The organism is Serratia sp. CY83965, from assembly GCF_052166375.1.
GTDB classification, from domain to species: Bacteria; Pseudomonadota; Gammaproteobacteria; order Enterobacterales; family Enterobacteriaceae; genus Serratia; species Serratia marcescens.
Map to the genome: position 1 here is coordinate 1,298,804 of NZ_JBJNOV010000001.1, position 20,778 is coordinate 1,319,581.

At 60.5% G+C, this 20,778-nt stretch carries 20 protein-coding genes; 6 read left to right on the forward strand and 14 right to left on the reverse strand.

Going from position 1 to position 20,778, the window contains the following annotated elements; all coding sequences use genetic code 11:
* Positions 1 to 63 precede the first annotated feature (63 nt).
* Positions 64 to 762, reverse strand: a complete 699-nt coding sequence (locus tag ACJ8PL_RS06610; protein WP_016928021.1) for a DAPG hydrolase family protein — start codon at positions 760 to 762, stop codon at positions 64 to 66.
* Between the two features lie 93 nt (positions 763 to 855).
* Here ACJ8PL_RS06610 and ACJ8PL_RS06615 point away from each other — a divergent pair, with 93 nt between their 5' ends.
* Positions 856 to 1,500, forward strand: a complete 645-nt coding sequence (locus ACJ8PL_RS06615; RefSeq protein WP_079449324.1) for a TetR/AcrR family transcriptional regulator — start codon at positions 856 to 858, stop codon at positions 1,498 to 1,500.
* A 56-nt stretch (positions 1,501 to 1,556) separates the two neighbouring features.
* Here the strand turns inward: ACJ8PL_RS06615 and pckA are convergent, their stop codons facing one another.
* Entirely contained in the window at positions 1,557 to 3,176 is a 1,620-nt protein-coding gene (gene pckA / locus ACJ8PL_RS06620; RefSeq protein WP_016928019.1) for a phosphoenolpyruvate carboxykinase (ATP), read from the reverse strand.
* 432 nt (positions 3,177 to 3,608) lie between these two features.
* Here pckA and ACJ8PL_RS06625 point away from each other — a divergent pair, with 432 nt between their 5' ends.
* Together ACJ8PL_RS06625 and ACJ8PL_RS06630 are read left to right on the forward strand one after the other, a co-directional pair.
* Positions 3,609 to 4,952, forward strand: a complete 1,344-nt coding sequence (locus tag ACJ8PL_RS06625) for a 2-hydroxycarboxylate transporter family protein (protein WP_048795674.1) — start codon at positions 3,609 to 3,611, stop codon at positions 4,950 to 4,952.
* 333 nt (positions 4,953 to 5,285) lie between these two features.
* Complete coding sequence (locus tag ACJ8PL_RS06630; RefSeq protein ID WP_016928016.1) at positions 5,286 to 6,704, forward strand: serralysin family metalloprotease; 1,419 nt, start codon at positions 5,286 to 5,288, stop codon at positions 6,702 to 6,704.
* A 147-nt stretch (positions 6,705 to 6,851) separates the two neighbouring features.
* On the opposite strand, the gene ACJ8PL_RS06635 is transcribed toward ACJ8PL_RS06630, so the two are convergent.
* Positions 6,852 to 7,061, reverse strand: a complete 210-nt coding sequence (locus ACJ8PL_RS06635) for a hypothetical protein (RefSeq protein ID WP_016928015.1) — start codon at positions 7,059 to 7,061, stop codon at positions 6,852 to 6,854.
* Positions 7,062 to 7,220: 159 nt separating this feature from the next.
* On the opposite strand from ACJ8PL_RS06635, the gene ACJ8PL_RS06640 reads away from it, so the two are divergent.
* The gene (locus ACJ8PL_RS06640) at positions 7,221 to 7,373 is read left to right on the forward strand and encodes a hypothetical protein (RefSeq protein WP_162835083.1); all 153 of its coding nucleotides are present in this window, start codon (positions 7,221 to 7,223) and stop codon (positions 7,371 to 7,373) included.
* A gap of 36 nt (positions 7,374 to 7,409) precedes the next feature.
* On the opposite strand, the gene yniD is transcribed toward ACJ8PL_RS06640, so the two are convergent.
* On the reverse strand, positions 7,410 to 7,502 hold the full coding sequence (gene yniD, locus ACJ8PL_RS06645) for a small membrane protein YniD (RefSeq protein WP_016928013.1): 93 nt from the start codon (positions 7,500 to 7,502) through the stop codon (positions 7,410 to 7,412).
* Positions 7,503 to 7,841: 339 nt separating this feature from the next.
* On the opposite strand from yniD, the gene ACJ8PL_RS06650 reads away from it, so the two are divergent.
* Together ACJ8PL_RS06650 and ACJ8PL_RS06655 are read left to right on the forward strand one after the other, a co-directional pair.
* Positions 7,842 to 8,234, forward strand: a complete 393-nt coding sequence (locus ACJ8PL_RS06650) for an ASCH domain-containing protein (RefSeq protein WP_004931522.1) — start codon at positions 7,842 to 7,844, stop codon at positions 8,232 to 8,234.
* 4 nt (positions 8,235 to 8,238) lie between these two features.
* Complete coding sequence (locus ACJ8PL_RS06655) at positions 8,239 to 8,838, forward strand: papain-like cysteine protease family protein (RefSeq protein ID WP_097102277.1); 600 nt, start codon at positions 8,239 to 8,241, stop codon at positions 8,836 to 8,838.
* A gap of 54 nt (positions 8,839 to 8,892) precedes the next feature.
* Here the strand turns inward: ACJ8PL_RS06655 and ACJ8PL_RS06660 are convergent, their stop codons facing one another.
* The 10 genes from ACJ8PL_RS06660 to yebS all read right to left on the reverse strand — a co-directional run bounded on the left by ACJ8PL_RS06660 (position 8,893) and on the right by yebS (position 20,756).
* Positions 8,893 to 9,132, reverse strand: coding sequence for a DUF1480 family protein (locus tag ACJ8PL_RS06660; RefSeq protein ID WP_004931517.1), 240 nt, complete (start codon positions 9,130 to 9,132; stop codon positions 8,893 to 8,895).
* A gap of 135 nt (positions 9,133 to 9,267) precedes the next feature.
* The gene (locus tag ACJ8PL_RS06665) at positions 9,268 to 10,200 is read right to left on the reverse strand and encodes a Csu type fimbrial protein (RefSeq protein WP_079449321.1); all 933 of its coding nucleotides are present in this window, start codon (positions 10,198 to 10,200) and stop codon (positions 9,268 to 9,270) included.
* 20 nt (positions 10,201 to 10,220) lie between these two features.
* Positions 10,221 to 12,641 (reverse strand): fimbria/pilus outer membrane usher protein, encoded by a 2,421-nt coding sequence (locus ACJ8PL_RS06670; RefSeq protein ID WP_176519327.1) that lies wholly within the window; start codon positions 12,639 to 12,641, stop codon positions 10,221 to 10,223.
* 67 nt (positions 12,642 to 12,708) lie between these two features.
* Positions 12,709 to 13,473 carry a fimbrial biogenesis chaperone gene (locus ACJ8PL_RS06675; protein ID WP_033640548.1) on the reverse strand — a complete coding sequence of 255 codons (765 nt, stop codon included), beginning with the start codon at positions 13,471 to 13,473 and terminating at the stop codon, positions 12,709 to 12,711.
* A gap of 24 nt (positions 13,474 to 13,497) precedes the next feature.
* Positions 13,498 to 14,046 (reverse strand): Csu type fimbrial protein, encoded by a 549-nt coding sequence (locus ACJ8PL_RS06680; RefSeq protein ID WP_086013591.1) that lies wholly within the window; start codon positions 14,044 to 14,046, stop codon positions 13,498 to 13,500.
* A 5-nt stretch (positions 14,047 to 14,051) separates the two neighbouring features.
* Positions 14,052 to 14,555 (reverse strand): Csu type fimbrial protein, encoded by a 504-nt coding sequence (locus ACJ8PL_RS06685; RefSeq protein WP_097102275.1) that lies wholly within the window; start codon positions 14,553 to 14,555, stop codon positions 14,052 to 14,054.
* 2 nt (positions 14,556 to 14,557) lie between these two features.
* Entirely contained in the window at positions 14,558 to 15,097 is a 540-nt protein-coding gene (locus ACJ8PL_RS06690) for a Csu type fimbrial protein (RefSeq protein ID WP_016928005.1), read from the reverse strand.
* A gap of 274 nt (positions 15,098 to 15,371) precedes the next feature.
* A complete protein-coding gene (rsmF, locus tag ACJ8PL_RS06695) occupies positions 15,372 to 16,808 on the reverse strand; it encodes a 16S rRNA (cytosine(1407)-C(5))-methyltransferase RsmF (protein WP_097102274.1) in 1,437 nt (478 codons plus the stop codon).
* Positions 16,809 to 16,909: 101 nt separating this feature from the next.
* Entirely contained in the window at positions 16,910 to 19,540 is a 2,631-nt protein-coding gene (locus ACJ8PL_RS06700; protein ID WP_015377667.1) for a PqiB family protein, read from the reverse strand.
* Positions 19,509 to 20,756 carry a membrane integrity lipid transport subunit YebS gene (yebS, locus tag ACJ8PL_RS06705; protein WP_028128162.1) on the reverse strand — a complete coding sequence of 416 codons (1,248 nt, stop codon included), beginning with the start codon at positions 20,754 to 20,756 and terminating at the stop codon, positions 19,509 to 19,511. Before yebS ends, ACJ8PL_RS06700 begins: the two co-directional genes overlap by 32 nt.
* Positions 20,757 to 20,778: the final 22 nt, after the last annotated feature.

Sequence of the window (20,778 nt, forward strand, 5' to 3'; positions counted from 1 at the left end):
CGGGAATGGCGATGAAAATCACTATAGCGGCATCGTGAGAAAATAACAGGCCCCGCCGGCGGCTTACCAGAGCAACGGCGCCGGCTCGCGGCCGTTTTCGGCGTAGTACAGCGACGGCAGGAACTGCGCCAGATAGCTGAACTCGTTGTAGCAGTGGCGCATCAGGTTAAACCCGATGTCATCCGACAGTTCGTCGTGGGCGTTGGCGCAGGCTTTACCCAGCAGGAAGCGGCTGCGCAGCACGCACCCGTAAGGCGTATCGCGCACCAAATGCAGCATCTCGCCGTCGCAGGGATCGCCGTTGTCATCCAACGCCACCTGATCGCCGAAGCCGATACGCGCGCAAACCGCGGCGGAGAGTGCCTGCGCGTCACGCGCCTGGCGCAGCGGCTGCGGCGCGAAGAAGTCATCGGCGGCGTGGAACTTGAGGCGCGCCGCGACCGGCGGCAGCTCCGCCAGCCATTCGACCGCTTCGATGCTGGCGCCGATGTAGCTTTCCCCTTTTTTCCAGTGGCGATCCCAGCCGCGATGTTCGACGTGATCGTGAGGGTGCCACCAGTTGATGTGCTGCGTGTTCTCGAAGAAGGTGAACCACCAGTCCAGCATGCGCCCTTTGCAGCCGTGCAGATCGGTACGAATCGCGACGGTGAGCAGGCCGTCGGCGCTGCGACTCAGCCCCATCTCCAGCCGCAGCGGTTCGGGCCTGAGCAACTCGTTGATATCGTTGACGCCCCACGGCGCCAGCAGGGAAGGGTGTGTCATAATGGGTTCCTGTTTTATTTTGGAAACTAATGTCGTTTCCAAAATAAAGCTATGCTGCTATGCTGAGTCTGTCAATGCTTGTGAGGAATAAAGATGGCGAACCCGAATGAAGAACCGCCGCGCGCTCGCGGTCGGCCGGCCACGCCGGAAACGGCGCTGCGCGCCGCGCTGGCGCAGGCGACGCTGGCGTTGCTGCTCGACGGCGGCTATGCCGCAGCAACGGTGGACGCGGTGGCGAAACGCGCCGGGGTGGCGAAAAAAACCCTGTATCGTTTTGCCGCTAATCGCGACGAACTGGTCGCGCAGGCGGTGAGCGGCTGGACCGAGGCGTTTCAGTCGGCCTTCGCCCAGGATGCCGCGCAACGGGCGGCGGTGGCGCCGCTGTTGGAAAAAGGGCTGCAGGCCATCGCGCAGCAGGTATTGAGCGCCGAGGCGGTGGGGATGTTTCGGCTGTTGCAAAGCGAGTTTCCGGGGCGCGAGGCGCTGCTGGGCAGCTATCAGCGCAACGGCATTCAGCGTGGCCGGACGACGGTGGCGGACTGGCTGCAGCGCCAGCAGCAGTGCGGATGGCTGCGTGAGCGCGACTGGGCGCAAACCAGCGACCTGATGTTGGCGATGACCATCGCCGAGCCGCTACGGCAGATGACGCTGGGACTGTTGCCGCCGGGCAGCGCGATCGACGAGCGCATCGCGGCGGCGGTGGCGCTGGTGATGCCGGGTTTGCTGGCGGAAGGATGAAAACAAGAAAGGGCCGAGAGTTCGGCCCTTAAACAGCAGAATGCAAAACGTCTGCGTTACAGCTTCGGCCCGGCGTTCACCAGTTTTTCGCCCGCCGGAGTGACGGTATATTTGGCGAAGTTATCGATAAAGCGCTGCGCCAGATCCTGCGCTTTCTCCTGCCACAGCGATTCGTCGGCATAGGTTTTGCGCGGATCGAGGATAGACGGATCGACGCCCGGCAGCGCGGTCGGCACTGCCAGCCCGAAGATCGGCAGCGTGAAGGTCTCGGCCTGCTCAATGTCGCCATTCAGAATGGCGTCGATGATGCCGCGAGTATCTTTGATCGAGATACGCTTGCCGCTGCCGTTCCAGCCGGTGTTGACCAGGTAAGCCTGGGCGCCGGCGGCCTCCATGCGTTTCACCAGCACTTCGGCGTACTGCGTCGGGTGCAGCGTCAGGAACGCGGCGCCGAAGCAGGCGGAGAAGGTCGGCGTCGGCGCGGTGATGCCGCGCTCGGTGCCGGCCAGCTTGGCGGTGAAGCCGGACAGGAAGTGGTATTGGGTCTGCTCCGGCGTCAGGCGCGACACCGGCGGCAGCACGCCGAAGGCGTCGGCGGTCAGGAAGATGATCTTGCGCGCGTGGCCGGCTTTGGACACCGGCTTGACGATGTTCTCGATGTGATAAATCGGGTAAGAGACGCGGGTGTTCTCGGTTTTGCTGGCGTCGTCGAAGTCGATGCTGCCGTCGGCCAGCACGGTGACGTTTTCCAGCAGCGCATCGCGACGGATCGCCTGATAGATTTCCGGCTCCGCCTGCGGCGACAGCTTGATGGTTTTGGCGTAGCAGCCGCCTTCGAAGTTGAACACGCCGTCGTCGTCCCAACCGTGCTCGTCATCGCCGATCAGCTGGCGTTTCGGGTCGGTAGAGAGGGTGGTTTTGCCGGTGCCGGACAGGCCGAAGAATACCGCCACGTCGCCTTGCTCGCCGACGTTAGCCGAGCAGTGCATCGACGCGATGCCCTTCAGCGGCAGCAGATAGTTCATGATCGAGAACAGGCCTTTCTTCATTTCGCCGCCGTACCAGGTGCCGCCGATCAACTGCATGCGCTCGGTCAGATTGAAGGCGACGAAGTTCTCCGAGTGCAGCCCTTGCTGCTGCCAGTCCGGGTTGGTGCATTTAGCGCCGTTCATCACCACGAAGTCCGGTTCAAAGTCCGCCAGCTCGGCGTCGCTCGGGCGGATGAACATGTTTTTCACGAAGTGCGCCTGCCAGGCCACCTCGGTGATGAAGCGCACTTTCAGACGCGTGTCGGCGTTGGCGCCGCAGAACGCGTCCACCACGAACAGACGCTTGCCGGAGAGCTGATTGCCCACCAGCGTCTTCAGATGCTGCCAGACTTCCGGCGAGAGCGGCTGGTTGTCGTTCTTGCCGGTGCCGTTGTCCGACCACCAGACGGTATCGCGCGTGGTGTCGTCGCGCACGATGTATTTGTCCTTCGGCGAACGGCCGGTAAATTCACCGGTCGCGACGTTGACCGCGCCCAGTTGGGTGAGTGTGCCGCGCTCCAGCGGCGGCAGATCGGCGCGAGTCTCTTCGGCGAACAGCAATTCATAGCTGGGGTTATAGACGATGTCGGCGGCCTGATGGATGCCGTAGCGAGCGAGGGTTTGTGGGGTAACAGCGCGTGAAGACATATTCTACTTCCTTATGAGTCATATTATGCCTCTTTCCCGTGCGGTGCCGCGCGCAGGATTGAGATTCGGATCAAGCTGACCGGATTCAGCTAATGCATTTCCGGTTCTTTATTAATAAAACAGGGGGTTTTTTCGCCCTCCTATAGCATAGCAGCGAATTTAAGCCTGCTTACTTTAATTACAAAATGCTGACGATAATTAATTAAAACTAACCTTGGCGGAGGGTCACAATATTGAATTCCGCCGGCGTAATTTAGTTTTGCATTTTTATTTTTTATCATATCGTCAGGGCTGTCTACTGTTTTATTTCTTATTAGAAAAAGCGAAATCCACAATAGGATTTTTCGTAATCATTTGTTTTTGCTTGGCTATGGCAAATTTTTTGCGCCAGGTGAATCTAACCGTACTGTACGCTTGTCAGCAGGGTGAATAATGAAACAGATAAATGCAGAACTGGCCTGTGATAAAAATACGGCATCGTCCGAATCCTCAGGATTAATTAATCAACTTCGTCAAATAGATATCGGCGCGGTACCGATCGCCTTGTTTATCACGATTTGCGCGATCGTAGCGATTTCCGCCTACGCCAACTTCCTGCCGAAGAATATGATCGGCGGCCTGGCGGTGATAATGACGCTGGGCTTTGCGCTGGCGCAGTTGGGAAAAAGCATTCCCGTGCTGCGCGATATCGGCGGGCCGGCCATTCTGTGTTTGATGGTGCCGTCGGTGCTGGTCTATTTCGATGTCTTCCAGCCCAACGTCATGGGCACCGTCCATTTGCTGATGAAAGACGCGAACCTGCTTTATTTCGTCATCGCCAGTCTGGTGGTCGGCAGCATTCTCGGCATGAACCGGGTGATCCTGATCCAGGGGATGATTCGCATGTTCGTGCCGCTGGTGGTGGGCACGATCACGGCGGTGATCACCGGGCTGCTGGTGGGCAAGCTGTTCGGCTTTACCTTCTATCACACCTTCTTCTTCATCATCGTGCCGATCATCGGCGGCGGCATCGGCGAGGGGATTTTACCGCTGTCGCTGGCCTATTCGGCGATCCTGGGCTCGACGCCGGATGTCTATGTCGCGCAGCTGGCGCCGGCGGCGGTGCTGGGTAACATCTTCGCCATCGTGACCGCCGGGGTGCTGGCGCGCATCGGTATGCAGCGCAAGGCGCTGAGCGGCGACGGCATGCTGATCCGTTCGGCGCAGGAGAACGCGATGTTCGCCATCAAGGAGCAAAGCGGCAACGTCGATTTCCAACTGATGGGCGGCGGGCTGCTGGTGATCTGCGCCTTCTTTATCGTCGGCGGCCTGTTCGAACACATCGTGCATATTCCCGGGCCGGTGCTGATGATCCTGTTCGCGGTGCTGTGCAAGTACTGCCGGGTGATCCCGGCTTCGATGGAGACCGGCGCGCACAGTTTCTACAAGTTCGTCTCCACCGCGCTGGTGTGGCCGCTGATGATCGGTCTGGGCATGCTGTACGTGCCGCTGGAAAGCGTGGTGGCGGTGTTCTCGGTCGGTTATGTGGTGGTCTGTGGCTCGGTGGTGCTGTCGATGGGACTGGTCAGTTTCCTGATTGCGCCTTACCTGAAGATGTTTCCGGTGGAGGCGGCGATTGTCACCTGTTGTCACAGTGGCCTGGGCGGCACCGGTGACGTGGCGATCCTGTCGGCGTCGAACCGCATGGGGCTGATGCCGTTCGCCCAAATCGCCACGCGCATCGGCGGCGCTTCCACGGTCATCGGCGCGACGCTGCTGCTTGGTTGGTTAGTCTGAGTCCAGAGTATCTTATGGATAACCGGGGTTGGATTGCCCCGGTTTTTTTATGCGTTTTTATTCGCTTATCGTGATAGTGCTGATTATTGCCTTGAAAATCATTCGTGTGGCGCAAATGCATAGCCGTACTTTATCTAAGAAAATTCTGTAATCAGTGAAAATGTGTCTATTCTTTTCTCTTAAGGGATTATCGTTCTCATTCAGAGTGCCGAGGGAAGGCGCCAGCGCATTACCGATATCCCCGTATTGATTCAACACCGGGCCGCTGCCGTTCAGGCAATCCGCCAGTTGGGGCATCCCCCCGATTGAATTGACGAATATGGAGATAAGGTTATGTCATCAAGCAATGCTTCCGTTAAGGCCGAAGGCGTATTAGCCCTGCTGGGCGCTTATAAACCCGATGAAGACGACACCATTACCGTGCTTCATCCGTCGAAAACGTTCGAAAACGCCGGCCTGGAGCTGGTGCGCGGCGATCGCAGTTGGCACGACAAGGGCGTGACCGACACGCCGGTCTCCCTGACCTACAGCTTCTGGGAAAAGGCGCCGGGCAACATGTCGAGCATGAGCATCAGCGGCTTCAGCAGCTTTAACGCCGAACAGCGCGAGCAGGCTAAACTGTCGCTGCAGTCATGGTCAGACGTGGCTAACATCACCTTCACCGAAACCAGCAACACCGCCGCCGCCAACATCAAATTCGGCCTGTTCGACTACAGCTCGCGCGGCTCTTATGCCTTCGCGTATAACCCGGACTCCTCGCCTTCGGTCGCCGGGCAAACCTGGTATAACGCCAAGAACCCTACCTTCGTCAACAACCAGATCCATGAGAACGAGTACGGTCGCCAGACCTTCACCCATGAAATCGGCCATGCGTTGGGGTTGCAGCATCCGGGCGACTATAACGCCGCGCCGGGCGTCAGCATCACCTACGCTAAAGACGCGACCTACTTTGAGGACAGCCGCGCGCACAGCCTGATGAGCTATTTCAGCGAAAGCAACACCGGGCAGGACTTTAAAGGCGCGTACTCTTCCGGGCCGTTGCTCAACGACATCACGGCGATCCAGCATTTCTACGGCGCCAACATGAACACCCGCACCGGCGACACGGTTTACGGTTTCAATTCCAACACCGATCGCGACTTCCTCACCGCCACCGGCGCGCAGGACAAGATAATCTTCACCGCCTGGGACGCCGGCGGCAACGACACCTTCGACTTCTCCGGCTTCGGCCAGAATCAGCGCATCAATCTGAATGAAAAGGCGTTCTCGGACGTCGGCGGCCTGAAAGGCAACGTGTCTATCGCCGCAGGCGTAACGATTGAAAACGCCATCGGCGGGTCGGGTAACGATGTGCTGGTAGGGAACGCCGCCGATAACGTGCTCAAGGGCGGCGCGGGCGATGACGTGCTGTACGGCGGCAAAGGGGCGGATCAGCTGTGGGGCGGCGCCGGCAAGGACACCTTCGTCTACTTTGCGGCGGATGAGTCGACGGCGGCGGCGCCGGATTGGATCCGCGACTTCGTGCGCGGCGAGGACAAGATCGATCTGACGCTGTTCAACACCGGCAGCGCCGACGGCATCCGCTTCGTCGATCAGTTCAGCGGCAAGGCAGGCGAGGCGACGCTGAGCTACGATGCGCAAAATCACGTCAGTGACGTGGCGATCAACCTGGGCGGCGGCTTTGACGGCAGTGATTTCCTGGTGAAAGTGGTGGGACAGCCGCTGGATGCGGGGGATTTCGTGCTGGCCTGATGCAGGCAACAAAAATAGGGCATTTTGGGCAAAAACCCGACAATTCCTATTAATTACGTCATATTAGCGTGACATAGTAGCGCGCAGAAGGCCGGGCTTGCATACCTCGGGCTTCTGTCGGATCGCCAACCTTCTTCGGTTGGCGATTCATTTTCCGCCTTTCAGCATGTTGATGGCGGCGCCGAGCAGGATACGCCGTTCGATGTCGTTGCTCTCGGCCAACTGCCGCGTCAGATGTTTTTCCAGCGTTTCCACCGACAGCGCTTCGCCGCGATGACGCAGTTGCATCACGCCATCGCCGATCAGGCGTGCGACCTCATCCCATACGGGTTTAATCTCCTGTTCCGAGAACGTCATGGCCTACACCTCGGTGGATTGATTTTTGCCCAATGTAGCAGCTGAGCTGCGGCTTCGCTACCCGCCGCCTAAAACAGGAAGCATAAAAAACAAGCCATCAGTATTTCTTCTGGTTTTTACGCTCAATACTTGCGTTGTCGAAAAGCAGGAGAAAACATCATGAACTGGGTCGAAACCTTGGCGGAGTACTACCGCCTGAGCCGCACGGGTGAAACGCAGCATTGGCTGTGTCGCCGCTGGTTGCTTCAGGAGGAGGCGCGTTTGGCCTATTTGCGGGAGTTGCTGGAGCCGACTGCGCCACGGCGGCGGTGAACAGGGCGCCGGCGTTGCCGGCGTCGTTTCGCGGGATTAACCGAAGGCGATCGCCGCCCAACGCAACAGCAGCAGCGCCAGGCAGATCAGCAGCAGCACCACGACCATTTTACTGAGCTTGTTGCCCATGCGTTTTGTCGCCACGTCGCCTTCCTTTTTAGCTGAAATACCACCCGCCGGCGAAGAGGATGAGGAAAAGCGTCACTAACGCGACGCCGTTGAGTAAGTCGCTGAACGTATCGTCAGCATCGATGTCATTTTGCCGCATGTTACCGCCTGGCGGACGCCATTGGGTGAATAATGTTCACAGTATGCGCCCCGCAGCGCGACAGGCACAGCGAAGAACGGTAAAAACGCGTAAAGACGGCGGTGGTGGAATGCGCAGTCGCGCCTGCGACGGGTGCAGACGGCCGGCAATACGTTGTACTATCCTGTCTGCATTGAGGCATTTTTCCAAAAGGTATAATCATGGCGACGGCAATTCCACAGAAATACGAACACCTTGAGCGTTGGGCATTCGGCGATACCGAGCAGCAGGCCGATGAAGTGGTGCAATTGATCCTCAATGGCACCAAAACGGCCACCTGTTCCAACCTGGACGGCGAAGGGATCCCGCAGGCCGGCGATCTGTTCCTGGTGGTGGATGGCAAGGGGGAGCCGGTCTGCGCGGTCGAGCTGACCGCGGTGGAAATGAAAACTTACGATCAGGTCGATGAAGCGCACGCCTTTGCCGAAGGCGAGGGCGATCGCTCGCTGGCGCATTGGCGCAAAGAGCTGCAGCGCTTCTTCGAAGAGTACGATCTGTTCTCGCCGGACATGACGCTGGTGCTGATGAATTTCAAAGTCGTCGACAAATTCTAATCTTATGCGCGCCGTTCCCTACGAGTGCCAGTGGGCGAGCCCGGCGTTGGCCGCCGATCTGATAGCCGGCCGCGCGACGCTGGCGCAAGACGAAAATTGGGCGCGCAGCGGCGCCCGCGATCGGGTCGAGTACATCGAGTGGGCCAACCACGTGTGCGGCATGGCCTGCCTGAAAATGGTGCTGGGCCATCGCGACGGCGCAGCGCCGCCGCTGCTGGAGCTAGCGCGGCGCAGCCTGCCCTATGGCGCCTATGTGCGCGAGGGTGAGCGGATCAAGGGCCTGATTTACGCGCCGTTCGTCGAGTACGTGCGAGAGCAGTTCGCGCTGCAAGCGGAGGTGAAGGTGGGGCTGGCGGCTGCCGACGTGCCGGCGCTGCTTAGCGAATACCGTTACTTTATCGCCTCGGTGCATCCCGCCATTCGCCGGCCGGAGAGCGCACCGCCGCACAGGGGCGGGCATCTGGTGCTGATCACCGCCGCCGATGCGCAAAGCGTGACCTTCCATAATCCTTCGGGCGACAGCCCGGCGACGCGTGAGCACGTACAGCTGTCACTCAACCGCTTCGCCCCTTTCTTTGCCGGCCGCGGCATCGCCATCGCATAAAAAACGCGCTGTTTCCGATGAAAACAGCGCGTCGTCAGCAGTTCTGAGGCATTTTCATGCCAGCCGCATCACCCAGGCGTCCGCCTGCCGATCGTAGTGTTGCTTGTACAGCAGCGACTGTTTGCCGTCGAGGATCGCCGGGATGCTGGTGTGTTCATCCCAGCCGTCCAGCTGCATGCACAGATCCGGATCGGACTTGCAGGGAATGCTCAGGGTGCCGGCGCGGTCGGCGCCGGCGTGAAGATGCGCGTCATCGACCTCGAAGCTGCCAATTTTTACGACGGTTTTGCTCATGGGAACTCCTTGCTCAATGGTGTGGTAGGAGGTTAGACCAGTGCGGTCATCGGTAAGAGCATAGCCAAATGAGCAAAAAATGCCACATAAAAATTACATTTTGGAAACAATTTCCACGCCGGCAAAACACAACGCCTAGTACTCCACCACAAAACTGAGGTTGTCCTGATAGCTGCCGACCGCCACTTCCGTCTGCGCCGCATTGACCGCCGCCTTATACGGGATGCTTTGCGCCAGGCCGGTGCCGGCGCCGCTCTGTTTGTTGGTGCTATCCCAAACGGTCGTCGTATTTGGCAGGTAAATCTGATACTGCATGAAATTGCTGGTGCCGCTTTTCATGCGCCGCCAACCGGTGACCGGGTTATTGCCGTTGGTGAAATAGGTGTTGTATCCCTCGGTTTTGGTGCAGGTCAGGGTAATGCTCTGATTGACGGGATTGAACTGTCCGACCAACGCCATGCTGCCGAAGTTGACGTTGGGTGCGGTGCCGATCAGGCAATCTTTGGTGATGGTGACGCTGACGCTGACCGTGCTGGGTTTGTCGACGCCATCCCACCAAACGCACAGGCCGAGCACGCCCAGACCGCAAATATGGTAATTCCAGATCAGGTTGATGCTGTCGGTATAGGTTCCTGCGCGCACGTTGGCGCCGGCGGTGGTTTTGATATACAGCGGAAAGTTGACGTTGGAGGAAATCAGGATCAGCGACAGCAGGTTCAGCGAGCTGTAGTCGATGGTTTGGCCGATGCTGTAAGGATATTGGTAGTTGGCGTCGGGGTAGATCAGGTAAGCGATTTTATCGCCGGAGCCGTCGGTGTTGGCAACCGCCATATTGTTGGTGGTGGAGGCGATCTTGACCGTGACGGTGTTTTGCGTGAGCAAATTGAGGCCGAGGCCGGTGCAGTTGAGGCCGGCGGTGCCCTGGGCGTTGATCTGCCCATTGTAGACCACGAAAGAGCTGCTCCCCGGTAAGGTGACGGTGCCGTTGGTGGTGGCGCAGTCGGCGAATGCGCGCTGACAGAGCAGCAGTGAAAGGGTCAACAATAAGGCTTTCAATCCCCGAAACATAGTGACTCTCCGTCGTTGAATTAGCGGCAGACAACCGGGCCGACGCGCTGGATGCCCTGAGGCTTCGCCAGACTGAATTCCGCCTGGCATGGCGGGCCGCCGTCGGCCGGGATCACGCTCAGGCGATTGTGTTGTTGCACCGGGTCGATATAGGTCATGCCATCCCAACCGACATAGCTCTGCTGACGGCCGCCAACCACCGCCACCTGGCTGCCGTTGGCCAGCGGTTTGCCTTGCTCGTCAACCAGTTCGACGTCGGCGGCGGAGATGGGTTGGATGGGGAACTCGACCAGAAAACCGCTGTGATCGCGAATGGCGACGGTTTTTTCCACCGTCGGCAGCGCGACGTCGGCGGGCAGGCTGAGCGGATCAATCTGGAATTTCGCATGGTAGTAAGAGGTGACGGTCGGCACCAGTAAATAGCCCTGGGCATCGGTCTTGCCGATCGGCTGGTTCTCATAGCTCACCGGAATGTCGGCGTATCCTTGCGTGGACACCAGCGCAAAGGCATCGTTGATGGTGTTGGTGGCGTATACGCCGCCGTTCATCGCCACCAGCGAACCGCTGATTTCTCCCCAGTGGTTGGTTTCATCGCGGGTGCCGTATACGCCCGCGCGGGCTTCGAGCCTGCGGGTTCGCCAGGTCAGATCCGCCTGGCGGTAATCGCCGCCGCTCGGGTTATTGGCGTAGGCCAGATTCCAACCGAAACCGCCATCGGTCGGTGCGGCGCGGCTGTAGCTGACGCGTTCGCTCCAGCGGTTGTTGTTGTCGCGCGCGGCGCTGAAGCTGGCCGTGCCCCAACTGTCGAACGGAATCGAGAGCTGCAGTTGGGCGCTGTAACCGCTGCTGCCGATTTCCCGGTTCAGCGAGGCGTACAGGCTGCTGTTGCGCCAAAGCGACACACTGTAGGACAGGTTCACCAGGCGGGTTCGTTGAGCGATGGCGTCGCGAACGTCAAAATAACCGGCGCCGAGGCTGCCGAGCCGGCCCAGGCTGACGCTGCCGGTCAACTGATCGGTGCGGCGGCTCAGACGGTAGTCGCTTTTATACACGGAAATGTCGCCAAAATCGGCGCTGCGCAGGATGCGTTGCGCGTTGAGGCTGAAGCGTGAGTTGCTGTAGGTGTAGCCAAAACTGCTCTGATCGCCGTGGTTGCCGGTGTAGCGATAGACGGGCTGGGGATCCGGCTGTTGCAACGGCCTGCCGGTCAGCGGGTCATAATACGTGGGGGATTGTATCGGCCTGCCGCCGTTAAACGCTTCGTCGCCGGCCTGGCTGACGCTGTAGGACGCGTTGAAAACCCCCCATTGTCCGATGCGAATGTCGGCGCCGCCGCCGCCGACCGCCAACTCGGCTGCGCCTTCGGCGCGCCCTTCCAGGGTTAACCAGTCAGTGACGCCGTAACGTAAGCTGGCGCTGCCTACCCATTGCCCGTAATCGGCAGAATTCAACCCGTAGTTGCGCCGCAGCAAACCGGTGGAAATGCTGAAATCGCTCATGCCGGTCTGCAGCAGGTTGCTGGCCACGTAGAACGGTACCGTGGTGCTGACCTGGCGGCCGAGGGCGTCGGTGGTGACGACGGTGGCCTGACCCGCGCCGTTAATGTAGGGCACGCTGTTGAGGGTAAACGGCCCGGGATTGATGTTGGTGGTGCTGTTTTTATAGCTGTTGATGTATAAATCGACGCTGCTGGGCAATGCCGCCTGGCCGGAAAACTGCGGCAGCGGGTAGGTGATAAGATCCGGGCGCACCGCGAAATTGCGCGCCAATTGCAAGCCGCCGATGCGCACGGCGCTGCTCCAGGGGAGCGAGCCGGTGGTTAGGTCACCGGCGATCACACTCAACATCCGCTGGTCATCGTTGAAACGCCAGTAGCTGTCATACCGAATATAGCGGCCGCCATCGTCGTTTGGCCCGCCGTTAAACCCGCTGCGGTAGATGCCGGTGTTGGCGACGACGCCGAACCCGTCGAACAGCCGCTGTTCGCTCCACGCCGACAGGTAGCCCGGCCGGCCATTGCCGTTGCTTTGGCTGGCGTAGATGTCGTAGTTGAACAGCAAACCGAGGCTGCTTTGCGCCGGCAAGCGCTGCAACGGTGAACGGGCGTCGATGGTTTGCTGCGGCAACCAGTCGTTGGGCACGTTGATCAGCAACTGCTGGCTCTCGCCGCTGTAGCTGACATCCACCTTCTCCAGCCGATCGACGGCGATTTCTTTCGCCTGTTTATCCGCTACCGGCAGCCCGGCGTCGAGCAGTTGTTGGGGCGTCATGTAGTAATGGCCGCCGCGGTAGTTGACCGGCACGACGTTGCCGGTTTGGCGCCCGTTGACGACCGGCTCCAGATACAGCGTGGTGTCCGGCATGCTGATGGCGCTGGGCGGCGGCGGCAGATCGTCGCCGAGCGCAAACGGCAGCCAGCCGCCGGCCGCCATGCTCAGCATGGCACACGCCAGCGGCTTAAGGCTGAAGCGCCGCGTCGATAGCCTCCCTGTCGGCTGCACCTGGGCCTCAATAAGACGGAATGGCTACGGGCTGTTTGTTGTCATTGACCGTGGCCATCAGCTTGCCGCTGCTGAAACCGCCGGCGGGCGGCAAGGCGAAGCGCATCTGTGAACCGGGCAGCACGTATCCCATCAGGCCGGGATTCAGGCTGCGGCCTTGCAGCGTCACTTTCGATATACGGGCATGCACTGCGCCTTGATTTCGCACCTCCAGCCAGCGTTCGCTGCTTTGCTGCTGTAGACGATAGCTGAGCAGGGGTTGGCTGGCGGTCGCGTAATCGCGCGGTTTTTCGCTGTCCTGTTTGGTCCAGATGCCCTTGCCGCTGACGAACAGCGGCACCGAGTAGCGCATCTGGAATTTCAGCCCCATCTCCGCACCGCCGGGAGCGGCGCTCGACGATGGTTCTTTCACCGGCACTTCATCGACCAAAATGCGGTAGGCCCGCTCCTGTCCCGCCGCCGGCGCCGACTGTTTGATCAGGCGTATCAGCTGGCGTTTGCCTGGCGCGATCGACGCCACCGGCGGGCTGGCGATCACGTCGCTTTGGTTGCTGTAATCGTCTTTGCCGGCGGTTTGCTGCCAACCCAACACGCGAATTTGCATATAGACCGGTTTGCTGTCGCGATTTTCCAGCCACAGCGCGGTGGCCTGTTGTTGATCTTCAATCACCGGATCGATCGGCCAGATGAGAATGGAAGCCGCGGCCAGGGCGTGCTGTTGGCTTGCCAGGAGCAAGGCTGCCGTTAACGGCAGACGGAAGGGTATGCGCATAACTCAATCCTTATTGCAAAAAACTTAATAAGTGACCGTCAACAAGACCGTATCGCTGTAAACGCCACTGGTGGGCAGGGTACTGGTCGAAAACAGACGGGCGTAAACCTTGATTTCTTGCGTGCTGCCGGTGGCGGCGACGGTCTGCGCCGCGCCGCCGTTGGCGCCATCTCCCCAAAGGGTGGCGTAGTTGCTGTCTTGATAAAGTTGATACAGCAGCGTTTCAGACGTGACGGCGTTTTGTAATTTTCTGCCGCCGGCGATGGATCCGGTCACGTGATTGCCGACGCCGAGGGCTAGCGTGACGCTCAGCCCCGGGTTGCAGCGAAACAGCACCGAACCGGCGCCGCTGCTGGAGACGACGCTGACTGCGTTGCTCAGCGAGGACAGTTGGCCGAAGTTCAGGGTGCCGAAGGTGGTCACGTCACTGACGCCGCTGCCCAATACGCAGCCTTTTACCACGGTTGCATTGACGGTGAACGGCTGGCTTTTGGTCAAATCGTTGACGCCGGTATCGCTTTGGGCCGGGGAAAGCGGCAGACAGAACAGCAAACCGCAAATGGAAGCGCGCATCGTCATTACCAATTGATCGTGACCTGTACCGTATCGGTGTAGCTGCCTGTCGGGGGCGTGGACTGCGCCGGAATCATGCCATAGACCGGCAACCAGTTGTCCGCACCGTTGGCGGTTTGTGACACGCCCGTCAGATTATCCCAAATGGTGCTGTGGGCGGCGTTGGTATACAGGTTGTAATTCACCCGTTGGCCCGCCGCGCTTTGCAGGTAGCGGGTAGCGGTATTGCCGCTTTGCCCGCCGCCAAGCAGAACGCTGTAGCTGGTGCCGTTGGTGCATTTCACCCGAATGGCGCCGGCGTTTTGCTGCCCGGCGACGCTGGTTGCGGTGCTGAGAAAATACAGCGTGCCGAAATTCAGCGTGCCGAAGCTGACGTTGCCGCCTGAACTGCTGCCGGCCTCACAGGCGCTGAGCAAGGTCGCGCTGACGCCGAGGGTCGCGGTTTTACTGTCGGCCTGCGCCAACAGGCTGCACGCCCATAATCCGCAGCAGCAGAGCGCGCGCCGCACCGTTACCAGGTGACCGTCATCGTGACGGTGTCGTTATAGGTGTCCGCCGCCGGGGTAGAGCCGGCCGCCGGTACGCGGCCATACACGATCAGCGGAACGGCGGCGCCGGTGCCGGTACCGGTCCGCGCGTTGGCACCGCTGCCCCAGGCGGTGGTGCGTGCGGCATCCTGGTACAGGTTATAGCTGATGAATGCGCCTGCCGTGCTGGCCATGCGGCGTTGGGTGCCTGAAGTGACGTGGAGTCCGTTGTCCAGCGCCACCGTGTAGTCTGTGCCGGTAGTGCAGGTCAATGACAGCGTACCGGCCCCCCCTGCGCCGGTGGCGCTGGCGTCGATAATGTTGGCCAGTGAAGAGTAAGTACCGAAGCTGATGGAGCCGAAGTCGTTGACGGAACCGCTGCTGCTGCCGCCCCCCACGACGCAACCGGCGCCGATGGTCAGCGTCACGCCTAACGTGCCTTGAATGGTGCCTGCTGCGTTAGCCGCGCCGTTGGCGCACAGCAGGGTTGCTACCGAGGTCAATGCCATCAGAGTTTTTTTCATCTTATATTCCTTGCCGTATGAGAGAAAGCCCGCAAAGACGCCACCCAGAGGTGGGTTGAACGTATTCATTTAGCTGCACTTTAATTAATAGAATAAGAATCGGGAATTGTCTTGATGAAAACGAGAAACTTTTTATTCTCATTCCCCGTATGGCGGGGCTTGTAGGCGAGGTATACCGATAAAGTGAAATGATTAGAATAATAACGAACGGCGATGGGAATATTATTAGTGTTATTTTATCGCCGGGGAGTTTCATTCCCCGGCGCGGTATTATTTACAGGTGGAAATCGAGCGCGCCATCCCGCACCAGTTCACGCGGCAAATTGTTTTTGATGCGGCTGCCAATGCGTTTGGCGATGCCCAGCGGTTGCCCCTGATAGGTGACGATGCACTCGTCGCCCGCCGGTGGCTGCTCAGGGTAGAGATCGCGGCCGTGATACCACGCCTGGGCCAGCGCGGCGTCCAGCTCGAAATGCTGTTTGCCGCCGGCGCCTGCGAGGGCGATCGCCGCTTCGTGCTGCCAACGGAAACCTTTCGGGAAGCGTTCCGCCAGCTTGAGACCGATACGCGAGAAGCGCACCTTGCCGAACAGCGGCTCCAGCTCGGCCGGGAACAGCCAGATTTCCTTATCGCGCTCCCACAGCCGGCTGTCATCGCCCCAGGTTAAGCCGGATGCGGCGGCGGCTTGGGCGACCAGCGCCGCCTCTTTGCCGGACAGCGGGCTGAACGGAAACTTACCGACTTTATAGGTCGGCTTCGCCAACGGCGCTACGGCATGCTGTTTGCGCAGACGGGCGACGAAAAAGCCTTCGCTGTCGTAAATCTGCGGGAAGACGTGCAGGAAGCCTTCGGCGGTCAATGCCTTGCCGGCGCCGGGGAACAGCTCACCCAGCGGCTCGACGCTGACCGCGTCACCATAGGTGTCCAGCAGCCAGCGCACCACCTGCTGATTTTCCTGCGCATTGAGCGTGCAGGTGGAATAAACCATCACGCCGCCCGGCGCCAGCGCATGAAACGCGCTGTCGATCAGCTCGCGCTGGGTGGCGGCGATCTCGGCGACGCTGTCCGGCGACCAGTTGCTCATGGCGTCCGGATCTTTACGCACCACGCCTTCACCGGAGCAGGGGGCGTCGAGCAGAATGGCGTCGAAGCTTTCCGGCAGCGCGGCGCCGAACACCCGGCCGTCGAAGTGGGTCAGCGCGGTGTTCTTCACGCCGCAGCGGCTGATATTGGCGTGCAGCACTTTCACCCGGCTGGCGGAGTATTCGTTGGCGACGATGCCGCCCTGGTTGCCCATCAACGCGGCGATCTGGGTGGTTTTGGAGCCCGGCGCCGCCGCCACGTCCAGCACCCGAGTCGGCGCCGCGTCGCCGGCGAACAGCGCGCTGACCGGCAACATCGAACTGGCCTCCTGAATGTAGAACAGACCGCTCAGGTGTTCGGCGGCGCTGCCCAGACGCAGTTTTTCATCGTCGCGCTCGATCCAGAACCCTTCCGCGCACCAGGGAATGGGCTCCAGTCGCCAGTCGTAATCCTGCACCAGCGCCAGGAAGTCGGCGACGCTGATTTTCAGCGTGTTGACGCGCAGGCTACGGCGCAGCGGGCGTTGACAGGCGGCGATAAAATCGTCCATCGCCAGCTCGGCGGGCATGATGGCGCGGGTGGCGTCAAGGAAAGCGGGGGGCAGAAAAACGGCGGTGGATTTGGCCACGGGCGAACTCTCAGGGTGCAATAAAGACAAGGGCGAGAGTTTATCACAAAGCGGAAAAAAACAGGGCCCGGCATTGCCGGGCCCTGAGGAAAACGCGAAAGTTAATCGCGCGGAATGGCGGTGCCCCAGGTTTTCCAGTCCTTCGGCTCTTCCGGATTCAGCAGGAAGTGCTTGTTCGGCGTCGCTTTCGGCGCCAGCGGAATGGTCGGCGGGGTGGCGAAGGCGATACCGCCGCGAATGAACTGCTGGAAGGTGCCGCTCTTGATCACGCCGCCGGTCAGGCCGAACTGCAGGTTGTAACCCGACGCCAGCCAGAACACGCTGTTGTTGCGCACCAGATGTTGATACTTCTTGCTGATGCGCAGCGCAACGTGCACCCGGTCGGACATGGCGCCAAGGTAGAAACCGGTGATGGTGCCGACCTCCACGCCGCGGAACAGCACCGGCGTGCCGATCTGCAGCGAGCCGGTTTCGGCCGCGTCGAGCACGACGCTCAGGCCATCGAGATAGCGCGAGTCGGTGATGCTGGCCTGCTGCAGCTCGAAGGTGCGCAGCTCGCGGCCGCGCCCCGGCTCCACGTTGATATAAGGTTGAAGCAGGGTATCGAGATTGCTGACGCCGGCGGCGGAGATCTCCGGCGACACGATCGAGAAGCGGCTGCCCAGGCGCGCGAAGGTCTGCACGTATTCCGGATACAGCACCGCTTTGGCCAACACTTCGTTGCGCTCCGGCGCCAGCTGCAGCGACTCTACCTGTCCGACGTCGATGCCGAGGTAGCGCAGCGGCATGCCCGCCGACAGCTTGCTGGCGTCGTAGGTTTTCAGCGTGATTTGGCTGCCCACCGCGCGGGCGGCGGTTTCGCTGGCGTACAGCACGCGGTTGGCGCCTTTGTTCAGCGTCACGCCCTGTAGATTATCGAAGCTGATGGCGCCTTTCAGCGCGCGGTTGAGCGGCGAAGCCTGCACCGTCAGCCCGCTGCCGTTGAGCTGCACCTTGGCGCCGCCTTCGGCCCAGAAGATGCTTTCGCGCGTCAGCAGCTTGCGGTATTCCGGGCTGATGTAGACGTCCACCTCAAACTCGTTGGCCTTCGGCCGAACGTTGACGATCTCGCCCACCTGGAATTTGCGGTACAGCACTACCGAGCCGGCCTGCACGTCCGGCAGGCTGGTGGCGCTGAGGGTCAGGGTGGTGGCGGGGGCGTTGCCGACGATGCCTTCCTCGGCTTTTTCGCTGTTGGCGTACAGCGGGTATTGGCCGCCCGGTTCCCCCTTGCTGCCGGGAATAATGCGCACACCGCCGTCTACCCATTCCTGGGCGCTGGCGCCAAGCACTTCCATGCCGTCAATGCCCAGCTTGACGTCGAGACGGCTGTTGACCACGAATTTGCTGTCTTTGTGCAGCAGGCCGCGGTACTGCGCGTCGATGGCGGCGGTGAATACCACGCCGCCGGCGGTCAAGGTGCGGCTCAGGATCTGGCCGACTTTCACGCCGTGCACCACCAGCGGCTGCCCGACGTCGATGCCGTAGCTTTGCGGCGCATTCAGCGTAACGGTCAGCACGCCAGGCTGTTGCAACAGCGTTTCGCTGCTGTCCAGCACGTTGAAGCGCTGCTGCGGCTCGCCTTCGCCCGGCACCAGCTCCAGCGTGGTGCCGGTCAGCAACTGGCTAAGCTTGGCGTCGTTGAGGCTGATGCGCGGGCTGCGCATCACGATGCGGGTGCCGCTGCGCATCAGATCGACCACCGAAGGATCGATGGTCAGTTCACCGACCACTTTGCTGTCCTGTTGCAACGTGAGCTTGGTCAGGGTGCCGACCTGCAGCCCCTGGTACATCAGCGGCGTGCGGTTTTCGCTCAGGCTGTTGCCGCTCGGCAGATCCAGCAGGATATTGACGCCGCGCTGGCTGTGGGCCAGATCAGGATACAGGGTATAGCTCTGATCGCCCTTGGCCTGCTGGCCATCGGCCGGAGAATCGAAGGCAATGGCGCCGTTGACCAGCGCCGCCAGGCTCTCCATCTGCACCGTGGCGCCGGACAGGCTGAAATCGCCCTTGAAGCCGGAAACGTTCCAGAAGCGGCTGTTGCTCTTCACCAGGTTGGCGAAGCGGCGGTCGATCAGTACGTCGATGGTCACGCCCTTGTTGCCTTCGCTGATGGTGTAGTCATACACCTTGCCGACCGGAATTTTACGGTAGTAGACCAGCGAGCCGCTGTTGAGCGAGCCGAGATCGTCGGCGTGCAGGTGAATCATCAGTTCACCGGTGTTCAGGCGGTACTTCGGCTGGGTATCGAGCGCGGTGAAGTGGGTTTGCTCCTTGCCGCTGCCGGGCATCATGCCGATATAGTTGCCGCCGACCAGCGCATCGAGGCCGGACACCCCGGCCAGCGAGGCCTTGGGCGTCACCAGCCAGAACTGGGTGCCTTCGCGCAGCGAGTCTTCCAGATCGCTTTTGATGCTGGCCTCCACCACGATGCTGCGCAGATCTTTGCTCAGACTGATTTTTTGCACCGTGCCGACCTCAACGCCCTGGTAGCGCACCGGCGTGCGGCCGGCAACGATGCCCGCCGCCGATTGGAAATCGATGGTGACGGTGGTGCCGCGCTCCTGGACATTGTTATAGACCAGCCACCCGGCGATCAGCAGGGCGATGAACGGCAGTAACCAGAACGGTGAAATGCGGCGTTTGTTCTTGACCCGCGCTTCAGTCGGTGTAGTCGGCGTTTCCTGTTGCATGTGCATCCCAAATCAATCGGCTATCGAGCCATTCAACGGCAAGAATAGTCAAAATGACCGCCGAGCCAAAGTAAAACGCGGCCGGTCCCATAGTAAAAGATAACAGTTGATCGCGATTTACCAGCGACATCATCAAGGCGATAACGAACAGATCGAGCATCGACCAGCGGCCGATCCAGGTGACCAGGCGCAGCAGACGAATGCGCGTCTTCAGACTGTGCGAGGTTTTGAAGTGGATGCTCAGCAACAGCGTGATCAGCACGATCACCTTGGTGAAGGGCACCAGCACGCTGGCGATGAACACGATGGCGGCGATCGGCACGTTGCCGGAGGTGGCCAGTGAGACCACGCCGGAGAAGATGGTGTCTTCCAGCCGCACGCCGTTGGCGTAAATGATGGAAATCGGCAGCAGGTTGGCCGGTATCAGCAGGATCATCGCCGCGATCAGCGCCGCCCAGGTTTTCTGCAGGCTGTAGGGCTGGCGGTGGCACATCGGCACATGGCAGCGCGGGCAGCGGCCGCGCGCGTCAGGGTAGCCGGTATAGTGGCAGGACAGGCAAATATGCAGTGCCGCCGGCGGGCCTTCCGGCTGTTCCTGCGGATAGTAACGCTCCCACAGCTGCTCCAGGTTAGCGTGGATCAGCGTCAGGATGCTGAGCAGGGTGAGCGACAGGTAGGCGATCAGCGCGCTGCCCGCCTGGATGTCGGCGTAATCCTGCACCTTGATGGCCGCCACCGCCATGCCGATCAGATAAATGTCCAGCATCACCCACTCTTTCAGCCGTTCCAGCATCAGCAGCACCGGGCGCAGGTTCATGCCGAGCGCGTGGCCGAAGCGCAGGTACAGCAACGACAGTGCCAGCGTCAGCGGGGCGCCGAGGGTGCAAAACGCCACCATGCTGGCGGTGAGCGGATCGCCCTGGCGGCTCATCTGCCAGATGCCCTCCAGCAAACTGGCGTCGATGCGCGTGCCGAGCAGGCGGATGCTGATCAGCGGTTCGGTGAAGGCGAACGGCATCAGCAGCAGCATGGTGATCGCCATGGCGGTCAGACGCGTCATCGACCAGTCGCGGCCGTGCACCACCTTGGCGTTGCAGCGCGGACAATAAGCGGCCTGATTGCCGCTGAGCGGCGGCAGCATGAACAGCAGATCGCACTCGCAGCAGCGTTGGTGGCGCGCTTTGGAAAGGGGGGCGGTGATCGCGTGTATTTTCATTTTTGACAAGTCGCTGCCCTTG